We start from the raw sequence: 13572 nt of genomic DNA on the forward strand, positions 1-13572 counted from the left end.
CTCGGCTTGCATGGTTGTGGGGTGGACTGACCGGACGGGGTTAGGGGCGCAGCCAGCGCTCGATGCAGGCGATGAGGTCGTTCGCGTCGACGGGCTTGGTGACGTAGTCGCTCGCGCCGGAGGCGAGGCTCTTCTCCCGGTCACCCACCATGGCCTTGGCGGTGACGGCGATGATGGGCAGGTCCGCGTGTTGCGGCATCGCGCGGATCGCGGCGGTGGCGGCGTACCCGTCCATCTCCGGCATCATGACGTCCATCAGGATCAGGTCGATCCCGCTGTGCCGGTTGAGGGTGTCGATCGCGGCTCGGCCGTTCTCGGCCTGCAGGACCTGCATGCCGTGCAGCTCCAGGATGCCCGTGATGGCGTAGAGGTTGCGGTCATCGTCGTCGACGACTAGCACGGTGCGCCCGGCGAGCGAGCCGTCCACGTTCTGGGCGAACAGGGTTGCTGAGTCGTCGTTGCGGACCAGTGGCAGTACGTCGCCCGGCTGGTCGGCGCTCAGGTGCAAAGCGATGCGCTCGCGCAGCTCGTCGAGGCTGGAGAGCAGTTCCAGCGGCTGGGTAGTGGCGCGGTCCTGCAGGAGCCGTTCCTGTTCGGCCCCCAGGCGCCGGTTGTTGTGGGCCAGGACCGGCACGTTGTGCAACGCGGAGTCGTGGGCCATGGCCTCCAGGAAGTCCAGCGCCGCTCCGTTCGGCAGGTCCAGTTCGAGGACGACGCAGTGGCAGGGTGTGGCAGCCAGTGTCTCCGCCGCCTCGCGGGCGCCGACGGTGGTGATGACCTCGACCGGGCCGCGCGGGTCGCCGAGGTCCGCGTGTCCGGCCAGGTCGGCGACGGCGCTCTCGGCGACGAGGGACAGCAGGCCGCGAGGACGCTCCTCGACGACCAGTAGCCGCTTGGGCCGACTGATCTCCAGCACAGCGCTCTGCCCATCCAGCTCCGCCGGCCCGGACGGCGTTGCCTCGGCCGGCCCGGCCTCCAGGGCAATTCGCGGAGTCCCGACGCTCAGCGCGAGGAATTCTGCCCGGGACGCGGGCAGGTACAGGGTGAACACACTGCCGTGGCCCGGTGTGCTCCGGGCGGTGATGGCGCCGCCGAGGAGGAAGGCGATCTCGCGGCTGATGGAGAGTCCGAGGCCGGTGCCGCCGTACTTGCGGCTGGTGGTGCCGTCGGCCTGCTGGAAGGCGCCGAACACGCTCTCCAGGTGCTGAGGCTCGATCCCGATACCGGTGTCCACCACGTGGAAGGCGATGACGGGTTCGTCGTCGCGGCGGGCGGCCTCCGGCACGCTCGCCGCGTCTGCGACCTCGATCCTCAGCTCGACGCTGCCCCTCTCCGTGAACTTCACGGCGTTGGACAGGAGGTTGCGCAGGATCTGCCGGAGCCGGTAGTCGTCGGTGACGATGTCGGCGGGCACACCGCCGGCCGTGTTGATCTCGAAGGCCAGGCTCTTCTGGGTCGTCAGGGGGCGGAACGTCGCTTCGACGTAGTCGAGCAGCTTGTTCAGCGGGATGTGTTCAGGAGTGACGTCCATCTTGCCTGCCTCGACCTTGGAGAGGTCGAGGATGTCGTTGATCAGCTGCAGCAGGTCGGAGCCGGCCGAGTGGATGATGCCGGCGTACTCGACCTGCTTGGCGGTCAGGTTGCGGGTCGGGTTCTGGGCCAGCAGCTGGGCCAGGATGAGCAGGCTGTTCAGCGGGGTGCGCAGCTCGTGGCTCATGTTGGCCAGGAACTCGGACTTGTACGTGGAGGCGAGGGAAAGCTGGTGGGCGCGGTCCTCCAGCTCCTGGCGGGCCTGCTCGATCTCCAGGTTCTTGGTCTCGATGTCCCGGTTCTGCGCGGCCAGCAGTGCGGCCTTGTCCTCCAGTTCGGCGTTGGAGGACTGCAACTCCTCCTGACGGGACTGAAGTTCGGCGGACCGCACCTGGAGTTCGGAGGTCAGCCGCTGGGACTCGTCGAGGAGTTCGTCGGTGCGGGCGTTGGCCACGATGGTGTTGACGTTGACGCCGATGGTTTCCATGAGCTGTTCGAGGAACGCGCGGTGCACCGGGGTGAAGTCGTGCACCGTGGCGAGTTCGATGACGCCCAGGACTTGGTCCTCGACCACGATCGGCAGGACGACGAGTGCCTTGGGCTCGGCGCGGCCGAGGCCGGAGGAGACGCTCACGTAGCCGGCCGGCAGGGAGTCGACGGCGATGGTGCGCCGGCTGCGGGCGGCCTGGCCGACGAAGGACTCGCCGAGCCTGAAGCGGGCCGGGGCCTCGCCGGGCTGGAAGGCGTAGGAGCCGATCAGGTTGAGGAACGTGGTGTCGGCGGTCTCTTCGGCGAGGTAGAAGGCGCCGTACTGGGCGCCGACCAGCGGGGTGAGTTCGTCCATGATCAGTTCGGCGACGACGGCCAGGTCGCGGCGGCCCTGCATCAGGGCGGAGATCCGGGCCAGGTTGGACTTGAGCCAGTCCTGGTCCTCGTTGGCGCGGGTGGTCTCGCGCAGGGACTCCACCATGAAGTTGATGTTGTCCTTGAGGTCCGCGACCTCGCCGGAGGCATCGACGGTGATGGATCGGGTCAGGTCGCCCTCGGCGACCGCGCTGGTCACCTCGGCGATCGCGCGGACCTGGCGGGTCAGGTTCCCGGCCAGCTCGTTGACGTTCTCGGTCAGCCGCTTCCAGGTGCCGGAGACACCCTCCACCTCGGCCTGGCCGCCGAGCCGGCCCTCGCTGCCGACCTCGCGGGCCACCCGGGTGACCTCCGCGGCGAACGAGGATAGCTGGTCGACCATGGTGTTGATGGTGGTCTTGAGCTCCAGGATCTCGCCGCGCGCGTCGACGTCGATCTTGCGGGTCAGGTCGCCGCGGGCCACCGCCGTGGTGACCTGGGCGATGTTGCGGACCTGGCCGGTCAGGTTGTTGGCCATCGAGTTGACGTTGTCGGTGAGGTCCTTCCAGGTGCCGGCCACGTTCGGCACCCGGGCCTGGCCGCCCAGCGTCCCCTCGGTGCCGACCTCGCGGGCCACCCGGGTCACCTCGTCGGCGAACGCCGACAGGGTGTCGACCATGGTGTTGATCACCCCGGCCAGCGCCGCCACCTCGCCCTTGGCCTCCACGGTGATCTTCTGCGAGAGGTCGCCGCGCGCCACCGCCGTCGCCACCTGGGCGATCGAGCGGACCTGGCCGGTCAGGTTGGAGGCCATCACGTTGACGTTGTCCGTGAGGTCCTTCCAGGTGCCGGAGACGCCCCGGACGGTCGCCTGGCCGCCGAGGTTGCCCTCGGTGCCGACCTCGCGGGCGACCCGGGTCACCTCGTCGGCGAAGGCGGAGAGCTGGTCGACCATCGTGTTGATGGTCTCCTTGAGTTCGAGGATCTCGCCGCGGGCGTCCACCCGGATCTTCTGCGAGAGGTCACCCTGTGCGACAGCGGTCGTGACCTCGGCGATCGAGCGGACCTGCGCGGTCAGGTTGTCCGCCATCACGTTGACCGACTCGGTGAGGTCCCGCCAGGTACCCGACACGTCCCGGACGTCGGCCTGCCCGCCCAGCCGGCCCTCGGTGCCGACCTCGCGGGCCACACGGGTCACCTCCCCGGCGAAGGCGGAGAGCTGGTCGACCATCGTGTTGATGGTCTCCTTCAGCTCCAGGATCTCGCCGCGGGCGTCCACCCGGATCTTCTGCGAGAGGTCGCCGCCCGCGACCGCCGTCGCCACCTGGGCGATCGAGCGGACCTGCGCGGTCAGGTTGCCGGCCATCGAGTTCACCGAGTCGGTGAGGTCCCGCCAGGTGCCCGAGACACCCTTCACGTCGGCCTGCCCGCCCAGCCGGCCCTCGGTGCCGACCTCGCGGGCAACGCGGGTCACCTCACCGGCGAACGAGGACAGCTGGTCGACCATCGTGTTGACGGTGTTCTTGAGTTCGAGGATCTCGCCGCGGGCGTCCACGGTGATCTTCTGCGACAGGTCGCCCTTGGCGACGGCGGTCGTGACCTGGGCGATGTTGCGGACCTGGTCGGTGAGGTTGCCGGCCATGAAGTTGACCGAGTCGGTCAGGTCACGCCAGGTGCCCGCCACGCCGGGCACCTGGGCCTGGCCTCCGAGCCGGCCCTCGCTGCCGACCTCGCGAGCGACGCGGGTGACCTCCGCGGCGAACGAGGACAGCTGGTCGACCATGGTGTTGACGGTGTTCTTCAGCTCAAGGATCTCGCCGCGCGCAGCGACGTCGATCTTCTGCGAGAGGTCGCCCTTGGCGACCGCGGTGGCCACCTGGGCGATGTCCCGCACCTGGGTCGTCAGGTTGCCGGCCATCGCGTTGACGGAGTCGGTGAGGTCCTTCCAGGTCCCGGAGACCCCGGGGACCTCGGCCTGGCCTCCCAGCTGCCCTTCGGTTCCCACCTCGCGCGCGACGCGGGTGACCTCGGAGGTGAACAGCGACAGCTGGTCGACCATGCCGTTGAACACCGTGGCGATCTCGCCGAGCAGCCCGTCGGCGTCCGGCAGCCGGGTGCCGAAGTCCCCGTCGCGGACGGCGGTCAGGCCGGTCAGCAGTCGCCGCAGATCGGGTTCCCCCACCTGCTCGGCCTTGCCATTGCCGCCCCGCCGTGCAGCCGGGGGCTTAGTCGAGCTGGTCATCGCAGGTCGCCTTCCTGAGCGCAGACCATAGGCCCGCCATGGCCGAACCAGGGCGGGAAGGGCAGTTGAACATACCGGTGGGGACGCTACCCCACCGCTTCCACCAAGAGCGAACTACCCGGAAGAGCCCTGCTGGCCGAACCAGATGCAGTCCGACGCATGCCCGGCAGCCGCCCTGGCACGCGTCGAGAACGACATACGCCGCGCTCCACGTGACGGCACACTTCGCACTGTCGACCTTCACCTGCGATCCGGCAGCCGCCAGTCGAATCTCCGGCTAGAACCGGCTGCCCCAGCGCCCCGCCAGCCTGTCCATGCTCCGCCAGACACGGAGTCAGGTGTCGGCGGGCGGCGGCGCGTCGGCCGGCGGACGGCGCAGTTGCTCGTTGAGGCGCAGGGCCTCTTCGAGTTGGTCTTCGAGGATGACGATGCGGCAGGCGGCCTCGATGGGGGTGCCCTGGTCGGCCAGGTCGCGGGCGCGCATCGCGATCCGTAGTTGGTAGCGGGAGTAGCGGCGGTGGCCGCCGTCGGAGCGCAGTGGGGTGATGAGGCGGTGCTCCCCCAGCGCCCGGAGGAAGCCGGCGGTGGTGCCGGTCATCTCGGCGGCGCGGCCCATGGTGCAGGCGGGGTAGTCGTCGTCGAAGGAGTTGGGGCCCGGGTCGGGGCTTGGATCGGGGTCGGAGCCGGGGATGTGGGGCCGGTTGGTTGCCGTGGTCACTGCACCTCTTCTGTGTTTGTTCGGGGACGCGTCGAGGGGCCCCGAAGCCATGGCGGCTCCGGGGCCCCGAAGGGATACATCACCATCTGCCGGCCGGAGCCCACGGCGAGGTCGGGTGCAAGGTCTCCCTTCAGGGAGGGCACCGACACCAGCCACTCCAACGAGGGGCGGATGACGTCGGCGCAGATCAGGACCTTCATGCCGTTGGACAGCTCGGACGGCAGCCAGGTCGAGCGGCGACCGCGGTGGGTGAGCCAGTGCAGCGGCGCCCGCCGCCACTGGGCGCCCAGCGACTCGGCGCCACTGGCCAGCCACCGCTGCTGCCAGTCGGCGCCGGGAAAGTCCTCCAGCCAGTCGAGCAGGTGGGCCAGACCGCGGACGCGCTTGCCCTGGACCACTGGGTTCGTGAGCACGGACGGCGTGCTGGTCGTGTGCTGCCAGACCGCAGCCCGCCCCATCCGGGTGGTAGCCCAATCACCGGGGATGGTCCTCGCGGAGAACCTGTCGCGCGGCAGCTTCAGGGCCGCCGCCGTGCTCACCGCCTTCAGCGTCGCGGTCGTCATGGCCGGCCACCGAACAGGACGCTGAGAGTCTCGGCGCGGTAGCCTGCGGCAGGTGCCGGGACAAGCCGCGCTGCCGCCTGCCGGGTCTGCTCGGCGTGGTGGGCCAGGACCCGACGGATCACCTCCTCCTTCCGAGGGGTGAGGTAGATCTGCGTCGTGGTCAACTGGACATGTCCAAGCACGAATTGGACATCAGTGAGCGGAAGTCTGGGGTCCTCAGCCATCCGGTAGGCCGCGGTATGCCGCAGCGCGTGCAGCGTCGCCGAGGTTCCGGCGAGCGCGTTGACGCGCTCGAACATCCGGTGGGTCGCGTGATAGGTCAGAGGGCAGCTTGGGGCGCGAAGCGTCCACCACAGAGGCAGCCGCCGTCCGCGCGGAATCGCTTCCTCCATCTCCAGCTGGTAGAGCCGCAGCCAGACGAACGCGTCCGTCGAAGCGGGAAGCTCCTGCACCTCCCGGGTGCCCTTGCGGACCACCGCAATCAACTGACGGCCCGGGTCGGCACCGCCCTGCGTGGCCGACAACAGCTCGCTGGCGCGGGCGCCCGTGGACACGTAGAACGCAACCAGAGCCCGGTCGCGGTGGGAGGGCAGCCGCGCGAAGATCTCGTTGAACTCCTCATCCGGGACGCTGCGAGGTACCCGCTTGGGCACCGTCGGCCGATAGAGCCCAGTGCGCTCCTTGGAGTACGGCTCCATCGGGTTGTGATGCGCATGGGCACGGCCTCCACGGCGCGACCCATGCAGAGGGAAGGGGTTGAGGATCGGCCCCGTACCCGCATCGAGATGGAAGTCGTAGAAGGCCCGCAGGACCGTCTCGCTGTGCGCGCGCACCGACGCCGCGTACGGCTTTCCGCCCGTGGTCCACACCCCGGCGGCCGACGAGCGCCAGTGCGGACGCTTCGGTTGCCCGGCAACCAGCAGCCACCGGGAGAAGTCCCGGGCCTCAAGGCGCGTCGCCCGCTCCCACGGAACCTCGACCGCCCACAGGAACCGGAACCAGCGCAGCAGGTCCATCCCGTACGAGCGCGCCGTCGCAGACGGCCGACCGACCGCTTGGAGGTCCCGCAGATACGCGGCGACGCCGCCGACTGGCGACCCGGACGGATCGAGCAGCTGGTACGGCTCCCACAGCTCATCCGTGGCTACCAACTCGCCGGCGAGGGGCACGACCAGCGACGCCAGATCTCTCGATGAATCCACGGCAAGACTAACGATGAATCCGCAATCAGGTCACTGACCTGGGCATACACTGCCGATAGTTCAGTCAACAGGTAGCAGGGAGAATCCGGCTCGGCCGTGCATCTGTCTCATGATCCGTTTGGTTCGCGTGTTGACTCCCTCGGTGCGGCCGTTCTGGAACGGGAGGGTGAGGCCGGCGTCGACGGCGGCCCGGTCGAGTTCCAGGCCGTTCGCGAAGGAGTGCAGGTGGGGCAGGTCGACGGAGCGAACTGATGTGATCCAGTCGGTGAGCTTGGCGTCGTTGCCCTCGGCCGGCACCAGCAGTTGCGCGAACTCTCCGGTGAGACGGGCGAGTTCGGTCATCTCGGAACAGCTTTGGGTGAGCTCCCTCAGGAGGGCGGTGTCCGTGTCTCGCAGTTTCTCGGGACGGGTGAGGAGGAGGCGGGCGAAGCGCCGCGGGGTGGTGACGGGCCTGTCACCATCGGCGCGGCCCTGGGTGACGTAGCGGACCAGGAGGTTCGCGCTCCCGGTGCAACCGAGCTCCCTGATCTCGCGCAGGAGGTGGGTGACGGGCACCGCGGGGTCCTCGGCCCTGCGCCGGCGCAGGTGGTCGCGGTAGGGATCGACCAGCGTGGGTTTGTAGCGGGGTGCCCGGCGGTCGCCGGTGGGCTCCTTCATGCGGGCGTACCGCTTGACGGTGTTCAGCGCGACGTCGAGGCGGCGGGCACATTCGAGCAGCCCGACGCCCTGGCCGAGCAGCTTGTGGACCAGCGTTCGCGGGTGGTCTGCTCGCGTACGACTCCGGGCCGGGTCGGGTTCACGGCGGTGGCCCAGCAGGCGGCGTGAGAGCGGATCTCGGCCAGGACCTTGCCACACAGGTTGCTCCACAAGTGCCATCTGTCGCTGACCTGCACCGCTTCGGGGAGGCCCTGGCGGATCGCCTCGCCGTAGGAGCCGGAGCCGTCGCGGCAGACGTACTCGGCCCCGGGGTGCTCGCACAGCCACGCGACCAGAGTCTGGGTGGTGCGGTCGGGCAGGACGTCGATCCGCTCGCCGGTCTCGGCGTCGATGAGCACGGTGGCGCAACGCTGGCGCCGGCGCAGGGCGAAGTCGTCGACGCCCAGCACGCGCGGGACGCGCAGCCGCGGCACCGACTGGCGCATGAGCACGCGCAGGGCGGTCGAGCGGGAGACCGTCGCAGCCAGGACGCGGGAGAGGCGAGCGCCCGCCCGGCCCGCTAACTCCTTAACGATCTCACCGAGTTGATCGGCGAGACGGCGCGTGCGCCGCTGGTAGCGTTCGATCAGGCCGGGGACCTGCTCACGGAACGTCTGGCGCGGGCAACCCAGAACCGGGCAGGTCAGGCGTCGGACTCGCACCGACACCACGACCCGCCGACCGTCCACCGGCACATCCGCGACCACTCGATGGTGGAAGCCATGCACGTGCGGCGTCGGCTGCCCGCACGCTGGGCACGGCACAGGCTCGTCCTGGGTCCGGGCTGACACCCGGATGACCTCGCCCTCGTCCACCACGTCCTGGACGACCAACACCGACAGCCCTGAAAACACCATGCTCACAAGCTCGTTGGCATCTCGCACGTAACAACAACGACGACCGTCACCCTTCGTTACCACCGATTACGGGACAGAGCCGGAATCCTGATACTCCCGCCGGGAGCAGAAGCCTGGCATTGGCGAACGGCTGCCTGGCGGAGTGATCCGCCGGACAGCCGTCCGGGTGGTGGGGGGTGGGTCACCCCCCAAATGCGGCGCGACCCGACTTCACGGGCAGGGTGACGCCGCTGGTCTCGGTGCCGAGGGTCAGCGTTGTGGCCTGGTCGCCGTTCGTGCCGACATAGTGAAGCGTGTTCCTGGTGTCCACGGGGAGGAGGATGAGGCCGATCTGGTGGTCCTTGGCGACGGTGACCTGCATCGGCTGTCCCTGCCACTTGTACAGCTGGAACGTGTTGCCCGGCACCACGCTCTCCGCTCTCTCGTTGAAGACGGGAGTTCCGGTTCGGTCGTAGTTGCGGGTGTCGAGCCAGCCGCGGGAGATCACACGGTAGGTGCCCGTGTCAGGCACAGCGGTCCGCATGTTGACGCAGCCGGTGTTGGCGCCGTCGCGAATGTTCGGGTCCTGCGGTCCGGGTTCCACGTCCTCTATGCACCTGGTGACGGGGGTAGCCGGATCCGCGTAGTGCTGACCAGCCGCCGGCGCGCGGGTCCCGTCCGCCTTGATCTCGTCAAAGTCGACCAGCAGGGCGATCAGGTAGGGGGATGCGCCACCGATCTTGGCCACCGCCTTGAACGTGGGAGCGCCTTCGAGGGTAACCGACTCCCTGAGAGGGGTTGAGAGGTACTGCAGGGTGGCCTTGGTGAGATCCGCCGAGTCGCTGTTGGTTAGCTTCTTGTATTCCGTCGTGCTCAGGCCTTTGCCCGTCGACTGGGTCATCTCGTCGTAGACGGAGTTGTTCCAGTTGGGACTGGTGACCAGGGAGCGGGTGGTCTTGGCGGCGTCGAGGCGGGTCGAGAGCGAGACGGTGTCCGCGGCGGCGGGCCAGCTGTTCTGGGTGGTCCAGGTGAGGTCGGACTGCTGGACGTCCACCTTGGACTCGGCCATGATCCCGTTCGGAAGGTCGTAGAGCCAGTAGTCGTACCAGCGGTGCAGCTGCGTCAGGTACTCCAGCGGCCGGATGCGGTACGGCGACTTGTGCTCGTCCTGGGTGATCCAGAGCTTGCTCGGAACCCCCCAGTCCTGCAGGGCCTTCCAGTAGACCGAGGCGTTCTCCGGCCGGACGGCGTCGTCCCGCATGCCCTGGACGACGAAGACGCTGGCCTTGGGCTTGTCCGCCGCGTCGTTCGTGTAGTTGCGCTCGTCCCAGAAGGCGTTGCGGTCTCCGCTGTCGTACGCGAACTTGTCCGTGATGTCGCTGGCGAGCCTATCCTCGCAGATGGCGGAGCTCAGGCCGTCGTTGTACTCGGAGGCGAGGGTGTTCACGTCATACCCGACGTATTGGGCGCCAGCGTTGACGACGGCGCCGTTGGAACGCTGGTACCGGTACCAATCGGAGATGCCGGCATGGGTGACGATGGTCTTCAGGCCGTCGACACCGGAGGCCGCGCCCTCGATCGACAGTGCGCCGTCGTAGGAACGGCCCTGGAGGGCGGCCTTGCCGTTAGACCAGTCCGCCGCGGTGATTTCCGTGTTGGTTCCGGGCTTGTAGCCCTTCGCCCGGCCGTTCAGCCAGTCGATGGCGGCCTTCACACCGGCCTGCTCGTACTTGCTGCCCACGCCGAGGCAGCCCTCGGAGTTGCCGGTGCCGAGCGCGTCGAGCTCGGCGACCGCGTATCCGCGAGGGACGAAGTAGTTGTCCATGAACGCGTCTTTGGCGATCAGGTCCCAATCCTCGGGCGGAGCTGCCAGCGGCGCGCTATAGTCCCAGCGGAGGTTCGGCGTCTTGAATTGCGACGGCTCCGTCCCGTTCATCTGCACCTGGGCGAGATTGAAATTATCCCCGCTGCGAGTGGTTCCGTTGTAGATGCTCGGATCGATGATCGTCGGGACCCGAACATTGCCGTCCTTGGTGGTGTCGGGTCGTTTGATGCGGAGCTGGACCTTGTCCGCATTGCCGTCGCCATCGGTATCGACGATGTGACCGTCGACGTCGGGGACCGTGATGTTGACCGTCAGCCTTTTGGCGTCTGCCAGGGGATAGCGTACGACGGTTTGGTTGCCCGCGACGTTGGGTGGAACCGTCAGGGCGTGGGCCGGATTCACGATGGCCGACAGGCCCGCCAGGAGCGTTCCGGTGACCGTGAGACCGAGGAGTCTTGTGGGGAGGCTTCTCATGAACGGAGTATTGCGGCTGACAGAACGCCCACATCAATGCCAGATTTCCATAGATCTCCGCGTCACTGGCCGTCCACGGCACGGAGGGGTCCGGGTGGAACGTCTCCACAGTCACCGAGCAGGTCACCGAGGACAGGCGGATAGGCAGGATGGCCCTTCGCCCCTGGCCGGGGACACAGTCCATGCGCTGGCCGCACGGCGGATGGACGAAGGAGGACCACTGGTGAGCACGCTCGGCTGCTGGCGGCCGGAGAAAGGATCCTTAACAGCGGCTGCGGGAGCGGGTTCGGGCCGAGAAGGAGCATCAGCGGCTCGAACGCGAACTGCTCAGCTTGACTCTGTCGGGGGATCTTGGGCTTTCCCGGTGTGCCCGTCTGATCGGCGAGCCTACTCGGGCTGTTTCGTAGGTCGATACAGCTGCCGAGGTGCCTGTTGTCTGTCCGTCCCCGTTCTGGTGAGCAACTGCCGCCTTTGACCGCGCGGATTGCGCGGGCGAGCAACCCGGCTGGTACGACGGCGATGTGGGTGAGAGACCGGCTGGACGGGCTGTGGCACGACGAGGACTTCGCCGACTGGTACCCGCGCGACGAACGCCCCGGCCTCTCGGCCGCCCAACTGGCCACCGTCTGCGTACTGCAGTTCCTGCTCGGCCTGTCGGACCGGCAGGCCGCGGAAGCGGTCCGCTGCCGTATCGGCTTCACGTACGCCCTGGCCATGGAGCTGGACGACCCCGGCTTCCACCACGGCGTGCTGGCCGACTTCCGCGAACGCCTCACCCGGAACGACCGCGCCGACCGTCTCCTGGACCTGTGCACTGGCCCGCCTGAAGGAGGCCAAACTCGTACGTGAGCGCACCACGCAGCGCACCGACTCCGCCCACCTACTGGCCGCGGTGCGCGACCTGACCCGGCCGGAACTGGTCACCGAGGCGGTCCGTGCCGCGCTGGAGAAAGTGGCCCGCACGGCCGGACATCTGCTGGTCGGCCTGACCGACGAGGACTGGGGACGCCGCTACGGCCACCCGGTGCGCCTGGGCAAGAACCCCACCCGGCCCAAGACCAGAATCCTCGCCGCCGGCGACGACGCCTGCCGCCTACTGGAGCGCCTCCCCCAGGTCGCCACCGCGCACCACCGACTGGCCCTGGTCTGGGCCGACGGCGGCTACACCGGCAACCTCATCAAGTACGGCCTCACCGTCCTTGCCCTGGTCCTCGCCATCGTCAAGCGCAGTGACGACATGCGCGGCTTCGTCGTGCTGCCCAAGCGGTGGATCGTGGAGCGGTTCTTCGCCCACCTGATGCGAAGCCGCCGCCTGGTGCGGGACTTCGAACGGTCCACCGGCAGCGCCGAGGCGATGGTCCACTGGTCGATGACCCTGCTCATGACCCGGCGCCTGGCTCGGCCACGGCCTTCGCGAGCGTGAACCGGCCCAGCGCCGGCTCGGCCAGCCACCCGCGCGCCACCAGCCGCTTCGCCTTCGACCGCAACGCCTCCACCTTCCCAGGGACCGGGTCCAGGCCGAAGCAGGCGGTCATCTCCTGGCACGTCAGCGGGCCTTGACCCAGCCGGCCCCGGTCCGCGAGAGCCTGCACGATGCGCTGGTAGTCCGCCGACAGTGCCGACCAGGCCAGACCCGCACGCCACACCGGCACCACCGACTTCGGCTTCGCCGCCGCCGAAGACACAGGCAGCGAGGACGGTCCACCGCGATCCGACGGCTCCTCGGCGGCATCCGCGCCGACGGTGTCTCCTTCGTCCGGGGACAGCACCTCGCCGACGCGTGAACGGGCGATGACCCACTCGTTCCACTCCCGCTCGGCCGCGACCAGCTCGGCCTGGACACGGTCCGCCTCCTCCCGCAGCGCATCCACACGACGACGAGCGGTCAGCTCACGCTGTTCCAGCAGCCCCACGACCGACGGCATCCCCGACCTCCACCAGAGCGACGACACGACACGTCACCACTCCCCGAGACCACCAACCCTACGCCTGACCAGCAGAAACGCAGTCCTCAAACCCGGAAAGACAACAGTCACTAACCACACCCGTCCTGACCAGCTAATCAGCACCTCCCGCGCAGCGGGGGACGCTCACTGCTGTGAAGTCGCTTGATCTTGCACTTGTGCTGGCCAGAGGCCTGTGTCTCACGTTGCTTGCCCAATGCGACACAGCTTCGCCGGAGCGATCGACCTCACCAAGCCACTCCACCCCTGGCCCATCGCTTCAGAATGAGGCACGGGGTCGTCGCAGGCAGATGATGCTACAGGCGAGGTGGAGCAGGATCGGGTGGGAGTCGGCGCGCATCTCGTAGCGGGTCCGTGGGCCTTTGAATCGATGGAGCCGGGCGAAGGTCAGCTCAACGACCGGCGGGCTCTGCCGAGCTGGGAGCGGTGGATGACCGGGTCGTCCGCGCAGAATCAGCACACTTCGCCGGGCTGGACATTTCAGCACTGCCGCTGCCTCCGGCAGCTCGCCATCGATCCGTCCTGGCCGGCCGACCTTGTCGGCCTGCCCTGCGCAGCCCGACTGCAAGGTAACGCGAGCTTGCAACAGCATGGCACAAACCCGTGTCCGATAGCCGGGGCCGGCCCCTCTGAAGTCGAGCTGCCCTTCGGCACGTCCCTTGAGTTATGGAAATCTGGC

General features: G+C 68.5%; 8 protein-coding genes and 1 pseudogene. 2 read left to right on the forward strand and 7 right to left on the reverse strand.

Features of this window, described 5'->3' with window-relative positions; all coding sequences use genetic code 11:
- Nucleotides 1–40: 40 nt before the first annotated feature.
- From J2S46_RS01985 to J2S46_RS02010, 6 genes and pseudogenes are all read right to left on the reverse strand, one after another.
- Nucleotides 41–4291, reverse strand: a complete 4251-nt coding sequence (locus J2S46_RS01985) for a HAMP domain-containing protein (protein ID WP_442358324.1) — start codon at nt 4289–4291, stop codon at nt 41–43.
- 658 nt (nt 4292–4949) lie between these two features.
- Nucleotides 4950–5231, reverse strand: coding sequence for a MerR family transcriptional regulator (locus tag J2S46_RS01990; protein WP_307352710.1), 282 nt, complete (start codon nt 5229–5231; stop codon nt 4950–4952).
- Between the two features lie 98 nt (nt 5232–5329).
- Complete coding sequence (locus tag J2S46_RS01995; RefSeq protein WP_307348369.1) at nt 5330–5746, reverse strand: hypothetical protein; 417 nt, start codon at nt 5744–5746, stop codon at nt 5330–5332.
- 146 nt (nt 5747–5892) lie between these two features.
- A complete protein-coding gene (locus tag J2S46_RS02000) occupies nt 5893–7098 on the reverse strand; it encodes a tyrosine-type recombinase/integrase (RefSeq protein ID WP_229913468.1) in 1206 nt (401 codons plus the stop codon).
- Between the two features lie 60 nt (nt 7099–7158).
- A pseudogene (locus J2S46_RS02005) lies at nt 7159–8678 on the reverse strand (ISL3 family transposase).
- A 154-nt stretch (nt 8679–8832) separates the two neighbouring features.
- Nucleotides 8833–10929 (reverse strand): CocE/NonD family hydrolase, encoded by a 2097-nt coding sequence (locus J2S46_RS02010; protein ID WP_191294778.1) that lies wholly within the window; start codon nt 10927–10929, stop codon nt 8833–8835.
- Between the two features lie 519 nt (nt 10930–11448).
- Here J2S46_RS02010 and J2S46_RS02015 point away from each other — a divergent pair.
- Together J2S46_RS02015 and J2S46_RS02020 are read left to right on the forward strand one after the other, a co-directional pair.
- Nucleotides 11449–11778 (forward strand): transposase, encoded by a 330-nt coding sequence (locus tag J2S46_RS02015; protein WP_307348377.1) that lies wholly within the window; start codon nt 11449–11451, stop codon nt 11776–11778.
- A gap of 43 nt (nt 11779–11821) precedes the next feature.
- Complete coding sequence (locus J2S46_RS02020) at nt 11822–12352, forward strand: transposase (protein WP_229913445.1); 531 nt, start codon at nt 11822–11824, stop codon at nt 12350–12352.
- On the opposite strand, the gene J2S46_RS02025 is transcribed toward J2S46_RS02020, so the two are convergent.
- Nucleotides 12309–12854, reverse strand: coding sequence for a hypothetical protein (locus J2S46_RS02025; RefSeq protein ID WP_191294779.1), 546 nt, complete (start codon nt 12852–12854; stop codon nt 12309–12311). The genes J2S46_RS02020 and J2S46_RS02025 overlap by 44 nt on opposite strands.
- Nucleotides 12855–13572 lie beyond the last annotated feature (718 nt).

Source organism: Kitasatospora herbaricolor (assembly GCF_030813695.1).
In the GTDB taxonomy this organism is placed as follows: Bacteria; Actinomycetota; Actinomycetes; order Streptomycetales; family Streptomycetaceae; genus Kitasatospora; species Kitasatospora herbaricolor.